The organism is Pseudomonas costantinii (assembly GCF_001870435.1).
Lineage (GTDB): Bacteria > Pseudomonadota > Gammaproteobacteria > Pseudomonadales > Pseudomonadaceae > Aquipseudomonas > Aquipseudomonas costantinii.
The window spans coordinates 17564-33727 of record NZ_MDDR01000018.1 but is presented as its reverse complement, the minus strand read 5'-3'; the positions used below and the strand labels follow the sequence as shown (position 1 = coordinate 33727).

General features: G+C 61.3%; 14 protein-coding genes. 5 read left to right on the top strand and 9 right to left on the bottom strand.

Annotated elements, in window-relative coordinates:
• Positions 1–28: 28 nt before the first annotated feature.
• The gene (locus BFL40_RS10005) at positions 29–760 is read right to left on the bottom strand and encodes a GntR family transcriptional regulator (RefSeq protein ID WP_071483824.1); all 732 of its coding nucleotides are present in this window, start codon (positions 758–760) and stop codon (positions 29–31) included.
• Positions 761–871: 111 nt separating this feature from the next.
• A complete protein-coding gene (gene yfcF, locus BFL40_RS10000; protein ID WP_071483823.1) occupies positions 872–1504 on the bottom strand; it encodes a glutathione transferase in 633 nt (210 codons plus the stop codon).
• Between the two features lie 174 nt (positions 1505–1678).
• On the opposite strand from yfcF, the gene BFL40_RS09995 reads away from it, so the two are divergent.
• Positions 1679–3118, top strand: coding sequence for an alpha/beta hydrolase family protein (locus tag BFL40_RS09995; protein ID WP_071483822.1), 1440 nt, complete (start codon positions 1679–1681; stop codon positions 3116–3118).
• Here BFL40_RS09995 and BFL40_RS09990 read toward each other — a convergent pair.
• From BFL40_RS09990 to BFL40_RS09975, 4 genes are all read right to left on the bottom strand, one after another.
• Positions 3115–3663 carry a DUF924 family protein gene (locus BFL40_RS09990; protein WP_071483821.1) on the bottom strand — a complete coding sequence of 183 codons (549 nt, stop codon included), beginning with the start codon at positions 3661–3663 and terminating at the stop codon, positions 3115–3117. The two genes, BFL40_RS09995 and BFL40_RS09990, sit on opposite strands and share 4 nt — an antisense overlap.
• A gap of 65 nt (positions 3664–3728) precedes the next feature.
• Positions 3729–6170, bottom strand: coding sequence for a TonB-dependent receptor (locus tag BFL40_RS09985; RefSeq protein WP_071483820.1), 2442 nt, complete (start codon positions 6168–6170; stop codon positions 3729–3731).
• 91 nt (positions 6171–6261) lie between these two features.
• Positions 6262–7215 carry a FecR domain-containing protein gene (locus BFL40_RS09980; RefSeq protein WP_071483819.1) on the bottom strand — a complete coding sequence of 318 codons (954 nt, stop codon included), beginning with the start codon at positions 7213–7215 and terminating at the stop codon, positions 6262–6264.
• Positions 7212–7709, bottom strand: a complete 498-nt coding sequence (locus BFL40_RS09975; RefSeq protein WP_071483818.1) for a sigma-70 family RNA polymerase sigma factor — start codon at positions 7707–7709, stop codon at positions 7212–7214. The genes BFL40_RS09980 and BFL40_RS09975 overlap by 4 nt, the downstream gene beginning before the upstream one ends.
• A gap of 143 nt (positions 7710–7852) precedes the next feature.
• On the opposite strand from BFL40_RS09975, the gene BFL40_RS09970 reads away from it, so the two are divergent.
• Positions 7853–9007, top strand: a complete 1155-nt coding sequence (locus BFL40_RS09970; protein WP_071483817.1) for an acetyltransferase domain-containing protein — start codon at positions 7853–7855, stop codon at positions 9005–9007.
• A 118-nt stretch (positions 9008–9125) separates the two neighbouring features.
• Here the strand turns inward: BFL40_RS09970 and metE are convergent, their stop codons facing one another.
• The 3 genes from metE to BFL40_RS09955 all read right to left on the bottom strand — a co-directional run bounded on the left by metE (position 9126) and on the right by BFL40_RS09955 (position 13088).
• A complete protein-coding gene (gene metE / locus BFL40_RS09965; RefSeq protein WP_071483816.1) occupies positions 9126–11414 on the bottom strand; it encodes a 5-methyltetrahydropteroyltriglutamate--homocysteine S-methyltransferase in 2289 nt (762 codons plus the stop codon).
• Positions 11415–11511: 97 nt separating this feature from the next.
• Positions 11512–12129 carry a LysE family translocator gene (locus tag BFL40_RS09960; RefSeq protein WP_071483815.1) on the bottom strand — a complete coding sequence of 206 codons (618 nt, stop codon included), beginning with the start codon at positions 12127–12129 and terminating at the stop codon, positions 11512–11514.
• Between the two features lie 83 nt (positions 12130–12212).
• Positions 12213–13088, bottom strand: a complete 876-nt coding sequence (locus tag BFL40_RS09955) for a LysR family transcriptional regulator (RefSeq protein WP_071483814.1) — start codon at positions 13086–13088, stop codon at positions 12213–12215.
• A 116-nt stretch (positions 13089–13204) separates the two neighbouring features.
• On the opposite strand from BFL40_RS09955, the gene BFL40_RS09950 reads away from it, so the two are divergent.
• The 3 genes from BFL40_RS09950 (at position 13205) to BFL40_RS09940 (ending at position 16158) form a co-directional block, all read left to right on the top strand.
• Positions 13205–14494, top strand: a complete 1290-nt coding sequence (locus BFL40_RS09950) for an NAD(P)/FAD-dependent oxidoreductase (RefSeq protein WP_071483894.1) — start codon at positions 13205–13207, stop codon at positions 14492–14494.
• A gap of 19 nt (positions 14495–14513) precedes the next feature.
• Positions 14514–15602: a polyamine ABC transporter substrate-binding protein gene (locus BFL40_RS09945; protein WP_071483813.1), complete on the top strand. Its 1089-nt coding sequence runs from the start codon at positions 14514–14516 to the stop codon at positions 15600–15602.
• 163 nt (positions 15603–15765) lie between these two features.
• Entirely contained in the window at positions 15766–16158 is a 393-nt protein-coding gene (locus tag BFL40_RS09940; RefSeq protein ID WP_071483812.1) for a GFA family protein, read from the top strand.
• The last annotated feature ends 6 nt before the right edge of the window (positions 16159–16164 follow it).

Genomic DNA, 16164 nt, shown 5'->3' with positions numbered 1-16164 from the left:
TGGGGCCAGAAGCGTCTGGCCCCTGACTTCAGCGAATATCCACGCGGTAGCGGAAGTGTTCGGCGTGCCCGCGCGAGCGTCGCCATTCCAGCGGTTGCCCGGCGTAATCCCGGGCCAGCCGCTCGATCACCACCACCGGGCTGTTGACCGGCACCTGCAGCAGGCGCGCGTAAACCTCGTTGACCGCTTCGGCGGTCAGGGTTTCCTCGGCCGAGGCCACCACTTGCCCGCAAACGCTTTCATAGATCGGGTAGAGCAACGGCCCCTGTTGCGCCAGGTCGACGTCGAGCAAGGCCTGGAAGCGCGCGCGTGGCAGCCAGATTTCTTCAGCCAGCAGCGGCTGCACGTCCAGCAAACGGGTACGCACGATGCGAATCACCTGGGCCTCAGGCGTAAGGCCGAGTGCCTCGCTGACTGCCGACGGCGCGGCTAGGGATTCAACGGACAGGATCCGGCTCTCCGGCACCTGGCGTTCGCCGGAGGGGCCTTGAAAGCGGAAAAAACGAAACAGGGAGGATTGGAATTGTGGGCGACGCACAAACGTGCCGCGGCCCTGCTGACGCTCAAGGATGCCCTCGCTCACCAGCGCATCCACCGCCTTGCGCACGGTGCCGGTGGACAGCTCGTACTCGGCGGACAACACCGCTTCGGTGGGAATGGCTTCACCGGGGCGCCAGCGATTATTGGCGATCTGGTCAACCAATTGGTCGCGCAGACGTTGATAAAGCGGCAGGCGGGCATCACTGGACAGCGTATTCATGGGCCACATTCACTTTGTTATTTAGTCATATATATGAATATGGCGAGAGTATTTGCCCGCTGGGTGACACCTGTCAAGGGCGTCACCCCTCGCGGAGGATGAATGGTCGGGTTACAGCGCGGGGCGTTGCAGGTTGACCCATGCTTGGACCGACGGCCGCAGCCACTGGCGCCGGGCGTAATCCACCAACTCAGCCGGCACGCTGTCACCGTTCAGAATCAAGCGATTGAGCATCACCGCCAGGTCCACGTCGGCAATCGACCACTCGCCGAACAGGTACGCCGGATTGCCCACCAACAGCGCCTGCGCCGCGCGGATCAAATTGTGCGCGGCCGCTTCGGCAACCGGCGACAACGGCGGCATTTTTTCACCGTAAAACACCACCAGCGTCGAGCGCTCCTGGCGAATCGGCAGCAAATCGCTGCGCAGCCATGCCTGAACCTGCCGTGCCCTCGCCCGCTGTTTTGGGTCGGCCGGGTACACCGCCGTTTCAGGGTAAACCTGCTCCAGGTATTCGCTGATCGCGGAGGATTCCGACAGGGCAAAGTCGCCTTCTACCAGAGTCGGCACCCGTTGCGTCAGCGACAGTTGGGCATAGTCCGCAGCCCTGTTTTGCGCGGCGTCCAGGTCCAGGGCGACGGTCTCGAACGCCAGGCCTTTTTCCAGCAGGGTCACGAACACCGACATCGCGTAGGGGCTGGTGAACTGGGCATCAACATAGAGGCGTAACGCAGGTGGGTTCATGGTGGGTCTCCTTGAGTGAAAGCCCAACCTACGAGATGTGCGGCCATAAAGACAATGCGCGGTTTTTATGGGGGCATTCCTGGCGGGAATGCCAACAGCAATGGCAAAATGCTATCGATTAGCTACTCTGCGAAATCGCCCTGCCCTTATCGGCCGTCAAGGAATGATCCGTTCATGAAACAAGCAGTCGTCGTCATCCACGGCATCGGCGAACAGCGCCCAATGGATACCCTGCATGGCTTCGTGGAAGCGATGATCCCGGCAGACACGCCCGACGGCACGCCGTTCTACTGGAGCAAGCCGGACCGACTGTCGCGCAATTTTGACCTTCGCGTGCTGAAGTCCTCAGGGCGCAACACCACGGATTTCTACGAGTACTACTGGGCCCACAAGATGCAGGGCACCAAGGTGGGCCATCTGCTGGGTTGGCTGTGGGATATCTTCAAGCGCCCGCGCCGCGATATTCCTGACGCCATCGTGCCGATCTGGCGCACCACACGCTGGACAGTGATCGTGCTCCTGCTGCTGCTCGCCACTGGCACCCTCGCCACGGCCTGGGGCAAATTCGATCACAACAGCAACCCCTTCGCGCTGGTCCCGCTGCTGCTCGGCGCCATCGGCTTGGGGTTGCGCTATTCCGCCCTGTCCTACCTCGGCGACGCGGCCCGTTACCTCAGTCCCAACCCGCAGAATGTGGTGGTACGTGAACAGATTCGTGCCGATGGCGTGGCACTGCTGCGCGCGCTGCACAACAAAGGTGACTATGACCGCATCATCGTTGTCGGCCATAGCCTGGGCAGCGTAATTGCCTACGATATCGTCGGCTACCTGTGGCATGAACATCACGACCAGTTGACCAAGGTCAACCCCAGCAACCTGGAGCTGGCTGCGCGATACGCCAATCACGAACCGCTGCAACCGGTCATCAACGAAACCCTGCGCAAAGCCGGCGCCGCCCTCGACGGCAGCCTGAGCAGCACCTTGAAGTTTCGCGAGCTGCAAGCCGAGGCGTTTATCGAACAACGCGGCCTGGGTAACCCATGGCGCATCACCGACCTGGTCACCGTCGGCAGCCCGATGGCCCACGCCAGTCTATTGCTGGGCCGCAGTGTCAGTGACTTCAAGCAGCGCATGGAACGCCGCGAAGCCCCGGCCTGCCCGCCCACCGAAGACACCAAGGGCTATGGCTACAACGCCCGCCAGCCGGTGATGCTCGGGCAAAAACCCTTCACCCCACAATACCTGCACCACGCCGCGGCGTTTGCCGTCACGCGCTGGACCAACCTCTACTTCCCTGCCCCTTTCGGCCTGTTTGGCGATATCGTCGGCGGCCCGGTCAAGCCGGTGATGGGCGCAGGCGTGTTGGATTTGCCGGTAAGCGTGGCCAAGTGGAAAGGCTGGCTTGCACGGTCCTGGTTCAGCCACATCCACTACTGGAGCGAGCGCGGCGGTGCCCAGGGTTATCTCGGCACATTGACCAGAGATGACAACGCAATCACCCAAGGCCCGCGCCCCTCGGCCACCGAAGCATTGCGCTGGGCGGTCGACCTCAAGGGGCTGCGGCGCTTTCGCCCGGCAGGCGCCAAAGAGCCCCTGGCACAAGCCGACACTTAACCTGAGAAGCCACCGGCCTTGAGGAACTCGCGCTCGTGCTCGGTGGTTGGCCTGGCCAACACCTCGTTGCGATGGGGAAAGCGCCCGAACCGTTCGATGATATCCGCGTGCTCCTTGGCCCAGTGGTAGGTGTTGGCATCCAGGTGCTGATTAAGGGCCAGCGAGCGCTGCTGATCCGTCGGCTCCTCCGAATGTTCAAACGGCAAATAACAGAACGCGCGCAACTGGGGCTCAATCAACTGGTCCAGCCCGGCATCGACCATCCGGTGCGCATACAAACGCGCCAACGGGTCGGTGGCAAACATATGCGCCGTGCCGCGAAAGGCATTGCGCGGGTACTGGTCCAGCAGGATCAGTAAGGCCAACGCGCCCTGCGCCGAATCCAACCAGCCTTCCAACTCGCGCCTGGCCGCTTGCAGATGGGCCGTGTGGAAGGTGTCGCGAAAAATCGCATCAAACGCGTCGTCCTTGGCAAACCAGCGCTTGGGACCGGCCGCTGTCCAGAAGTCGATGACGGTGTGTGGCGTGTGTTCAGACGTGCTCAAAGTGGGGGTCTCCTCGTGCTGTAGGCGCGATCAAGCTCGCGCCTACAGTGGACAACCTTTACCGCTTAGAAGTCTACCGTCGCCGAGACTTTGAGCGTGCGCGGCTCGCCTTGGGTCAGGTAGTTGTTGGCCGTCGACGCCGAAGCCCAGTACGCCTTGTTCGCCACGTTTTCGAGGTTGGCGCGCAGAGTGATGTACTTGTCATCAGCCTTGAAGCCATACCGGGCGCCGAGGTCGACGCGGGTCCAGGCCGGGATATTCAGGGTGTTGGCGGCGTTGACGTACTCGCCACCGGTACGCAGCATGCGCGCGTTGAGCGCCGCGCCCTGAATGCCCGGCACGTCCCAATCGGCACCGACGTTGTATTGGAAGCGCGGTACACCAGCGGCGCGGTTGCCATCGGTGAGGCCATTGGAGGTTTTCGTCAACTCGGTGTCCATCCACGTCGCACCGGCCAGCAGACGCAGGCCATCGATTGGCTCACCGAACACGTTGAGTTCTACGCCCTTGTTGATTTGCTGGCCGTCGACGCTGAAGGTGTCGCGGGTGTTGCCGGGCAGCCGCGAGGTGGAGCTGTTTGGCTGTTCGATGCGGTAGACGCCCAGGGTGGCGCCATAACTGTCCCAGTCCAGCTTGACCCCCGCCTCGGTCTGTTTACTGCGGCTGGGCGCAAACACTTCGCCGGGGTTGGTGACGTTGGTCAACGGTGCCGTCGGGCCCTGGGCCAGGCCTTCGATACGGTTAGCGTAGAACGACACGTGTTCCCACGGTTTGACCACCAGGCCATACACCGGCGTGGTAATCGACTCGGCATAATTGGCTGTGCGGGCGCCGCTGGTAGTGTTCCAGGCATCCACTTCGATGGTCTGGCGACGCACACCCAGGGTCAGCAGCACACGATCATCGACAAAGCCCAGTGTATCGGACACCGCCGCACTCTTGATGCGGTTCTTGCCGACGATGCGCGGGTCGTGAATATCACTGCCGAAGTAAGTCACGGTCGGGCGTGGCACCTGGATCGGGTTGTACAGGTTGCCGGGCACACGGTTGGCTTGCAGGATCGCTTCAAACGCCGATCGCTGCTCACCCCAAATGCCCGACAAGCCGAAGTTCATCTGATGGGTCACCGGCCCGGTGTTGAAATGCCCATTCAACCCGGCCATGGCGCTCTTGTTATCTTCATCATGGGGCGAATACAAAAAGCCCACCCGCCCGCTGCCGTCGTTGCCCACATACAGCGACGAATATTGGCCATTCTCCCGCGTGTGCTTGGCGCCGCCGCCCACATACGCCGTCCAGATTTCATTAAGGTCGTATTCGGCATTGAACATGCCGTAGGTGTCTTCCAACTCCGACCAACTCCAGTCCTGCGCATAGTTGTGCGTGGCCGACGGCGCCTTGGGCACCTGGGTACCGTTGGGGTATACCACCGCGCGGCCGTTGTTGATGCGCTCTTTCTGGTAGCCGACGTCGGTGGAAACGCGCAGGCGATCGCCACGGTAATCCAGGGCCACGGCGATCAACTGTGAGCTTTTATTTTCATCCTCGATAGCGGTGTCGCCGCCGTGCTTGGCCAGGTTGACCCGAGCGCCGAAGCGATTGTCTTCGCCAAAGCGCTGGCCCAGGTCGAGGTGGCCGCCGGTCTGGCCGTCGCTGGCGTAGTCCAGCGTCACGCTGCGGGTTGGCACATCTTCGGCGCGCTTGGGCACCAGGTTGACACTGCCACCAATCCCCGTGCCGGCCGGAGACACACCGTTGACGAAGGCGTTGGGGCCTTTGAACAATTCGACGCGCTCCAGGGCCTCGGTGGTGATGATCTGCCGGGGCAGCACGCCGTACAACCCGTTGAAGGCGATGTCATCGGTATTCAACGGCAGGCCACGAATGATGAACATCTGCGCGAAGTTGCCGAACCCGGACGATTGGCGCACCGACGCATCGTTGAGCAGCACATCCCCCACTGTACGAGCCTGCTGGTCGGCGATGGTCTTGGCGGTGTAGCTGACCACGCTGAACGGCACATCATTGATCGAACGATTGCCCAACACCCCCAAACGGGCCGAACGCGCCACCTGGCCTCCGCCGTAGGTGTCCGCCTGCGCCCCGCTCGCCTCGCCGCTGATCGTCGTCGCGCCCAGCTCCAGCGCATCACCATTGGCCTGAGGCACCACGGTGTAACCATTGGCACCAGTGCTTTGCACGGTGTAGCCGCTGCCTTGCAGCAACTGCATAAACCCGGATTGCGCGGTGAAGTTGCCGTGCAGTCCGGCACTTTGCTGATCGTTAAGCAGCGTGGAATTAAACGATAACGGCACGCCGGACAGCGCCGCAAACTGCGCCAGCACATTACCCAGTGGACCAGGCGCAAGGGTGTAGCTACGCGCCGCGCTGGTCGACACAGCGTCCGCCGCCACGGCGCTGTGCAGCGGCGCCAAGGCCGTAAGCGCAACAGCCAGGCTCAACGCCTTCAGGGGACGGCGGCAGTGTGGGAGCGGTCTGGAGATCATGGGCATTCCTGTCGGCGCGGTGCAAAAATTGAGGGTTCTCCTCTACACCGGGCGACAACGAAAAAGGTATCAGTAGACGTCGAAAATAATTTCAGCGCGGCTCAACGGTCACCCAGTAGCCAGTCAAACTGCTGACTTTTACCGGCAAGGTTTCCTGCAACAGGCGCAGGCTGGCGTCGGTATCGCGCAACGGGAACGCCCCGGAGACACTCAAGCCCGCTACGCTGTCGTGGCAACGCAAGACGCCGGAGCGGTAGCGGCCCAATTCTTCGAGCAAATCTGCCAGGCGCATTTGCTGGGCGAGTAACATGCCGTTCTCCCACGTCGTCGCGCTGACATCCAGCGGCTCCAACGCCGCCACGCTATCGCTGCCAAACGCGCTCTGCTCACCCGCCTTGAGAATCACGCCACGGATGGCGTACTCCGGCAGTATTTCCACCGCGCCTTCGATCACCGCCACGCGGCTGCGTTGCTCGCCCACCCGCACACTGAAATGCGTGCCCAAGGCTCGGGCAGTGCCATGACGGGTCTGTACGATAAAGGGCCGGTGGGGCGGCGCGGGATCTTTGGCCGTGGTGATCATCACTTCGCCCTGCAGCAACTCAATGCGCCGAACCTGCTGGGTAAATACGATATTCAGCGAGCTGCCGGTGTTGATCAGCAAGCGTGTGCCGTCCGGCAACGTCAGGTTGCGCTGCTCGCCGATGGCCGTGTGTTGATCAGCCGTCCATTGCCGCCACGGTGTATGCCGATAAGCCAGCCAAGTCGCCGGGCCCGCCAGTAGCAGCAACCCGAGCGCTTGGCGCCGGCCGAGGGATTTTTTGCGACCGATACGCTTGAGCGTGTCCCCGGCAATCGCCCCCGGCACGCTGTCAAAGTCCCCCAGAATCGCCTCCGCACGCTGCCAGGCTTGGGCGTGCTGGGCACTGCGGCCCTGCCATTGGGCGATGGCGCGGCGGTCTTCGTCGGTGGCGCTGCCGGATTGCAACTGCACCAGCCAATCGGCAGCTTCGCCGAGGATCAGCGGGTCGATCGACGGGCTCATGCCACGCTCAGGCAAGCCAGGAAAGCCTCGCGCATGTAGCGTTTGACCGAAACCAGCGACACCTTCAATTGATCGGCGATCTGCTGATAGGTCAAACCATCGAGCTGCGACAGCAAAAATGCCTGGCGGGTTTTCTCGGGCAAATCGCGCAGCATGGCTTCAATGCGGTACAGCGTTTCAAGAATCAGCCAGCGGGTTTCCGGCGACGGCACTTCCTGCTCCGGCAGATGGGCAATGGTTTCCAGGTAAGCGCGCTCGACTTCCTGGCGGCGCCAGCTGTCGATCATCAGGCCCTTGGCGATATGGGTCAGCAACGCACGCGGCTCGCTGCCAAAACCGGCGCTGTGCTGGCGGGTCAGCAGGCGCATGAACGTGTCGTGGGCCAGGTCGGCCGCATCACTGGCGTTGCCCAGCTTGCGGTCGAGCCAGCGGTACAACCATCCGTGGTGTTCGCAGTACAAGTCCTGAATAGGCAGATTGAGCGAAGACGACATGCAGATCACCAGGCGCCAGGCATAAGCGCCAAGCAGTAATTAAGAATTGATCGCATTCTAATCTGGACAACGAAACGCGGCAACGCGCAAATTAATGTTATAGGATAACGTTAATTTTTCCGCCCTACTCTGTGAACTCGCCCATGCCTGACGCTGTTCCCCTACGCCAACGCCTGCTCTCCATCGACGCCCTGCGCGGCCTGGTGATCCTGTTTATGCTGCTGGACCACGTACGCGAAACCTTCCTGCTGCACCGCCAGGTCAGCGACCCAATGAACATCGACGGCACCGAGCCCACGTTGTTTATCAGCCGCACCCTCGCCCACCTGTGCGCGCCGGTGTTCGTGCTGCTCACCGGTTTGTCCGCCTGGTTGTACGGCCAGAAATATCAGGGCCGTCGCGATGTATCGGCGTTCCTGTTCAAGCGTGGGCTGTTCCTTGTCGTGCTGGAATTCACCCTGGTCAACTTCGCCTGGACCTTCCAGTTGCCGCCCAGCGTCATCTATATGCAAGTGATCTGGGCGATTGGCGTGAGCATGATCGCCCTCGCCGCGCTGGTGTGGTTGCCGCGCCCGCTGCTGATCGCCTTGGCGCTGGTGATCATTACCGGGCACAACCTGCTCGACGGCGTGCACTTCGCGCCGGGTTCGACGCTGCAAAATGCGTGGGCGGTCCTGCACGAGCGCAGTTGGATCGATATCAGCGACACCCTACGCTTGCGCACGACCTATCCGGTGCTGCCGTGGATTGGCGTGATTGCCCTGGGTTACGGCATGGGGCCGTGGTTCGCCAATGTCACGTCACCGGCCGTGCGCCAGCGTTATCTGTTGTTGGCGGGTGTGGGGGCGTTGGTCGGGTTTGGTGTGCTGCGTGCAGCCAATGGCTACGGTGAAAAGCCTTGGCACCTGTATGGCAGCGATGTGCAGACGTTGATGAGTTTTTTCAACGTGACCAAGTACCCGCCTTCACTGCTGTTTCTGGCGTTAACGTTGGGGGTTGGTTTGCTGTTGTTGCTGGCGTTCGAACGTGCGGGTCAAAAACGCTGGATCGGCCTGCTTGCCACGTTCGGGGCAGCGCCGATGTTCTTCTACTTGCTGCACCTGTACGTGCTGAAAATCCTTTACGTCGCGTGCGTTGCGCTGTTTGGGCTCAACCATGGTAACTACTTTGGTTTCGATGGCATGGGTGCCGTCTGGCTGGTTGCGCTGTTGCTGCCTTTGGCGCTGTACCCGCCGGTACGCTGGTTCGCCGGGCTCAAGGCGCGACGTCGCGACTTGGCCTGGCTCAAATACCTGTAGAAACCTGTGGGAGCTGGCTTGCCTGCGATACAGGCACCTCGGTCTGCCAGTGATACCGAGGTGATGCAATCGCAGGCAAGCCAGCTCCTACATTTTTAGACCGTGCTAGGCACAGGAATCAGGCCAGCTCAGCCCGCAGTTGACGCGCCGCCGTCACCATATGAATCAACGCCGCCTCAGTCTCCGGCCAACCACGCGTCTTCAAGCCGCAATCCGGGTTCACCCACAAACGCTCCGCAGGAATCCGCTTGGCTGCCTTGCGCAGCAAGTTGGCCATTTCCGACGCTTCCGGCACACGCGGCGAGTGGATGTCGTAGACGCCCGGCCCAATGTCATTCGGGTAAGCGAAGGCTTCGAACGCGTCCAGCAGTTCCATGTCCGAGCGCGAAGTTTCAATGGTGATCACGTCGGCATCCATGGCCGCGATGGACTCGATCACATCGTTGAACTCGCTGTAGCACATGTGCGTATGGATCTGGGTTTCGTCACGCACGCCGGAGGCGCACAGGCGGAAGACTTCGGTGGCCCAGTCCAGGTAGTGCTGCCACTGCGCCTGGCGTAACGGCAAGCCTTCGCGGAACGCGGCTTCGTCGATCTGAACGATCTTGATCCCGGCAGCTTCCAGGTCAACCACTTCGTCACGAATCGCCAGCGCCAGTTGACGAGCCTGCACTTCGCGGCTCACGTCTTCGCGCGGGAAGGACCACATCAGCATGGTCACCGGCCCCGTCAGCATGCCCTTCATCACCTTGTGGGTGAGGCCTTGGGCGTAGCGGATCCACTCCACGGTCATGGCCTTCGGGCGGTTTAAGTCGCCGAAGATCACCGCCGGTTTCACGCAACGTGAACCATAGCTCTGCACCCAGCCGAAGCGGGTGAACACGTAGCCGTCCAGTTGCTCGGCGAAGTACTCGACCATGTCGTTACGCTCGGCTTCACCGTGCACCAGCACGTCCAGGCCGAGGTTTTCCTGTACCTCAACGGCGTGCTTGATCTCACTGTGCATCGCTTCGACGTATTCGGCCTCGCTCAACTTGCCGGCCTTGTACGACTGACGCGCCAGGCGGATCGACGCGGTTTGCGGGAACGAACCGATGGTGGTGGTCGGGAACAGCGGCAGGTTCAGGCCGGCACGTTGTTTCTCGATACGCTGCGCAAACAGCGACTGGCGCCTGCTGTCCTTGGCGGTAATCGCAGCCACACGGGCTTGCACCGCAGGCTTGTGGATACGCGGCGAAGCAGCGCGAGCAGCTTGTACGGCGCGGCTTTCAGCCAAGGCTGCCAGCACATTTGGCGCTTGCGGCTGGTTAACCGCTTGAGCCAACACCGCGACTTCGGCGCACTTCTGTACGGCAAACGCCAGCCAGCTTTTCAGCTCGGCATCCAGCTTGTCCTCACGGCCGAGGTCCACCGGGCTGTGCAGCAACGAGCAGGACGGCGCAACCCACAGACGATCACCCAACTTCTCATGGGCATGCTGCACAGTGGCCAGGGCCTTTTCCAGGTCACAACGCCAGACGTTACGGCCATTGACCACGCCCAGGGACAGCACCTTATAGGCCGGCAGACGGTCGAGGATGGTCGGGTACTGTTCTGGGGCGCGCACCAGGTCGATGTGCAGGCCGTCGACCGGCAGGTTGGCGGCCAGGCCAAGGTTCTCTTCCAGGCCACCGAAGTAAGTGGCGACCAGCTTTTTCAGCGGATCGCGCTGGATCTGGTTGTAGGCACGCTCAAAGGCGTTTTTCCAGTCTTGCGGCAGGTCCAGCACCAGGATTGGCTCGTCGATCTGCACCCACTCCACACCCAACTCGGCCAGGCGCTGGAAAATCTGGCCGTACAGCGGCAGCAGGCGGTCGAGCAACTCGAGTTTGTCGAAGTCGCCACCCTTGGCCTTGCCCAACCACAGGTAAGTCAGCGGGCCGATCACCACCGGTTTCACGTTGTGGCCAAGGTCGCGCGCTTCCTTCACTTCCTCGAACAGTTGATCCCAGCCGAGGTGGAAGTGCTGGTCAGCGCTGAATTCCGGCACCAGGTAGTGGTAGTTGGTATCGAACCACTTGGTCATTTCCTGGGCGTGGGCACCGCCGCAGCAGCTATCGCTGACACCACGGGCCATGCCGAACAGGGTTTGCAAGGTGGCTTTGCCGTCGGCTGGGCGGAAACGCTCCGGGATCACGCCGAACATCAGCGAGTGAGTCAGCACCTGGTCGTACCAGGCAAAATCACCGGCGGGCAGCAGCTCGATACCGGCCTGCTTTTGCAGCGCCCAATGCGTCTTGCGCAGATCACGGCCTACGGCACGCAAGCCAGCTTCGTCGAGTTCGCCCTTCCAAAACGCTTCCTGCGCTTTTTTCAGTTCACGATCGCGTCCAATGCGCGGAAATCCAAGGGAATGAGCGACTGCCATGACTTACAACTCCAATAGGTACGTTTATGGGAGCTATTGTCGACAGACACTCATAGTGAGACAAACTCATTTTATTCTAGATGGTCACAAGATTTACTCACGTTGCGATCAGGTGCAAATAGAACGCGTGGAACATGAAATACGCGCATACCGCCAGCGCCACCCCCATGCAACGGTTGAACAGCGTGAACGCTGATTGCCCGGTAATTCGCCGCCCCAGCACCGCGCCCAGCAGCGCGTAAACCCACGGCGCGCCAAACGCACCGAAGGCCAGCAAGGCCGACACCCCAGCAATGGACGCCCCGGTAATATGCGCCGCCGGCAACATCACGCTGGTGATCGGCAACACCGCCATGATGCCTTTGGGGTTGAGCAACTGGATCACCAGGCCGTTCCAGAACGTGAGGGTTTTGGCCGGTGCATGTGAGGCGGCTTCACCCTCCTGCGGCACGACCGTGCGGGCCGTGAACACCTGATAGGCGAGGTACAGCGTGTACACGCCGCCCACCAGGGAGATGTAGGGCAACGCGGCCGGGGAAATGATCGCCTCGCCGGTGTAGCCAAACAGCACGAACAGCACCAGCATTGCGCAGCCCACGCCGATGAAGAACCCCGTGGAGCCGCGGAACTTGCCGGTGAGCCCGGCATTGAGCCCCATGAAATTGACCGGGCCGGGGCTGTACATGACGCTGAAGGCGTAGAGGAAGATGTCCATGGAAAACCTGCAGTAGAAGAAGTCCAACGAGTCTACTGAGGGGGTTTGCGGTGAATCTTGTACGTTTATAGTTCGGTTCTCACTCAGCCCTGCGCTTGTCGCGCGAACCACTCCATGACCACTGCACAGCCTGGATGGGACGCCGCCATCGGTTGCGGGCAGAGCGCGTACACCCCGCCCGTTTCCAAGGGTTCGCCCAGGGGGGCCACCAGCACACCACGTTCGATGGATTCGGCGGCCAGGGTCAAATCGGTCATCGCCACGCCCAGCCCACGGGCGGCTGCGTCCAGCGCCAGTTCATCGAGATTGAACGGAATATGCCGGTAATCCTCCAGCGCTCCGGCGCCGTTGGCGGCCAGCCATACGCGCCAGTCTTGTTTGTCGACGGAACGGTGCAGCAGCGCAACCTGACGCAGCTCTTCCAGCGTTGCCAACGGCCCGAGGTTGGGCGCACACACCGGCACCAACTTTTCCTGGAACAGCGTCAGACACGCCGGATCACTCGGCGGCTTGGGCAGGTATTGAATGTAAGCGTCACTGTCGCTGGCGGGTTCGACCACTTCGGTGGCGACGGTCTCGATCGCCAGGGAAATATCCGGGTGCAGCCGGTAGAAATCACTCAGCTTGGGCAGCAACCAACGCACGGCCAGCGACACATGCAGGCGAATGCGGAACGGGCGTTTCTGTGGTGAGATCCGATCTTCCAGCACCTTGAGTTGCGCCAGAATACTGCGTGCACTGGCCAACACCTGCTCGCCTTCGGCGGTCAGACGCAGGCTGCGGCTGGTGCGGGTAAACAGCGACACGCCGAAGTGACTTTCCAGCTGTTGGACCTGGCGGCTGACTGCGCTCTGGGTCAGGCACAGCGTTTGCGCGGCGTGCGTGAAGCTGCCGCTGTCGCTGACTTCCACCAACGCCTGCAAGCCCTGCAACGACGGTACGTGACGAATCTTATCCATGCGTTTTCCGAATAGCTGGATGATTTTATAACGTTGGTTGTATCACCCAAGCGCCTATAAATTCTAGCCATCGACTTAAATCATCCATGCAGACAGTGCATGCAACCGAGGTCACCGTGGACAATATCTGTGGCTGGATAGCCCAAACCGAACGCCTGCCCGCCCGCGCCGCCCTGCAGGGCACGCAACGGGCGGACTGGCTGGTGATCGGCGCCGGTATCACCGGGCTCAACGCCGCCCACACCCTCGCGGCCATGCACCCCCAAGCGCGCATCGTAATCATCGACCGCCAGTGCGCGGCCCAAGGCGCCTCGGCGCGTAACTCGGGGTTTGTGGTGGCTCACGAGCATCCGGCCGAAAGCGAGTTGATGGGCCGTCCAGGTTTCGCGGGTTTTGAGGTGGATACCGCCATCTCCCGCGCCGCGAGTGACGAGGTGCGCCAGCGCATCGCTCGCCACGGTATCGACTGCGATTTTCGCGACAACGGCTACTTCTTCGCCGTGCATGACGCCGACAAACTCACCCAGGTTGACGCCAAACTCGCCACCCTGCGCGCCCTCGGTGCATCTGTGCAGTTGCTGCAAGGCGATGCGCTGCGCCAGAAGCTCGGCACCGCGCATTACCAGGCCGGCATCTGGTGCGGCGGTGGCAACGCCCTGCTGCAACCGGCCAAATACGTGAAGGGTTTGCTGGAGGCGCTACCGGAAAATATCAGCCTGTTTGAGAACACCGACATCACCGGCCTGGAGCGCATGAGCAACGGTGCACTTCGCGCCACAAGCCCCGCCGGGAACATCGAAGCCCGCCAGGTGCTGGTGTGCCTGAACGCCTTTATCCCGCGCGTTGGCCTGGACCACAGCGCCACCTTCCCCATGGAACTGAGCGCCAGCCTCACCCGCCCGCTGACTGAAAAAGAATGCGCCGCCGAGCCTTGGGGCGTGCTCTCCACACGGCCACTCGGGGCAACTGTACGCCTGACCCCTGACCGGCGCGTGATGATCCGCAACACCGCCGAGTACCGTACGCGAGACTTGTCCAACGGTGATTTGCTGCAGCGCCGACACCACCATGTGCGGGGTTTACAGCGGCGCTTTCCGTGGCTCAACGAGCAGGATATCCACTACACCTGGACCGGTCACCTTAGCGCGTCGCGGTCCGGCCAGCCCTACTTCGCCAAGGTCGAAAACAACCTGTACGCCATTGCCGGCTGTAACGGTTCCGGGGTGGCGCGCGGCACCTTGTGGGGCCGGTTGATGGCGGAGTGGGCCTCGGGGGAAAGCTCGCCGTTACTGCAATCGGTCATCCAGCGTGCGCAACCCGGCTGGTTGCCGCCGCGCCCACTGTTCGACCTCGGTGCCCTGCTGCGCATGCGCGTCGAAGCCGTGCGTGCGCGTTCAGAAATCTAAAACAAAAAAGGTAAATGAAATGCCTATCAACCGATTGTCCGTGGCCGTCATGCTCAGCGCGTTTTCGGTCGCCAGCTATGCTGCCGAAACGGTGAACATCTCCAACTGGAACGGCTATATCGCCGACGACACCCTCACGAATTTCACCCAGGCCACTGGCGTCAAGGCCACCTACGACATTCATGACAGCAACGAAGTGCTCGAATCCAAGTTGATGACCGGTAACACCGGCTACGACGTGGTCAGCCCTTCGAACCACTTCCTGTCACGGCTGATCAAGGCCGGGGCGATACAGAAGCTCGACCGCAGCCAGTTACCGAACTGGAAAAACCTCGACCCGGTCTTGATGAAAAAGCTTGAGACCAACGACCCCGGCAATCAGTACGGCTTCCCGTATATGTGGGGCACGGCGGGCATCGGCTACAACGTCGAGAAGATCAAGGCGATCTTCGGCAACACCGACGTTACCCGCTCCTGGAAGATGTTCTTCGATGAAGACACGATCAAAAAACTCAGCACCTGTGGCGTCGCAATCATCGACAACCCGACGCAGATCCTGCCGATAACCCTGAACTACCTGGGCCTGCCGCACCACAGTCATGAGCCCGCCGACTATAAAAAGGCCGAAGAGGCCCTGCTGAAGATTCGGCCTTACATCCAGTACTTCCATGCCTCCAAATACATCAGCGACCTGGCTAACGGCAATATCTGCGCGGTGATCGGTTTTAACGGCGACGTGGTGCAAGCGGCCGCCAGCGCCAAGGAAGCCAAGAACGGCATCGAGATCGCCTACTCGATCCCCGAAGAAGGTTCGACGCTGTGGCTGGACATGGTGGTAATGCCCAAGGCCGCGCCCCATGAAAAGAACGCCTACGCCTACATGAATTACCTGCTCGAGCCCAAGGTCATCGCCAACATCAGCAACAGCATCCACTACGCCAACCCCAACAGCGCGGCGGATGAGTTCCTGACCCCGGCGGTGAAGCAGGACCCGGCGATCTACCCGCCGAAAAGTGTGATGGAGAAATTGTTTATCGTCGAAGACCTGCCCCCGGCGATAGCGCGCCTGGCCACGCGTTTGTGGACCAAACTCAAGACCAATACTTGAAGACAAGGGGCATCCGGCCGATAGCGAGGCTGCGATAGCGGTGGGTCAGGCAATATCTCTATTGGTAGTGCAGCCGCCATCGCGGCCTCGCTGGCGCTCGACGGCTCCCACATTTAAGCTGCGGAGTTTTCAGCGTTGTGATTCTTATAGGAGGAGAGCCAACATGGATGCAGTGACCCAAGGCAGTTGCCTCTGCGGCGCGATCACTTATCAGGTTTCTACTCAACTTAAAGCCGTCACCCACTGCCATTGCAAAAAATGCCAAAAAGGCCATGGCGCAGCATTCGCCACGTATGCCAGCGCTCCCAAGTCAGCCGTCAGCATCAATGCCTCACCGGATGTGCTTCGCAGCTATGCGTCTTCCGAGGGTGTCACTCGCCAATTCTGCTCACAGTGCGGATCGTCGCTGTTCTGGTCTGACGCCAAGGGGCTTTATCCGGAGTGGATTTCGATCGCGCTGGGCACGCTCGACTCGCCTTTTATTGCCCAGAAGCAGACGAACAGTTGTCTTGAGTCGAAGGCAGGCTGGTGCGCAGCCCCCCACAGCTGCGACTAGGCACGG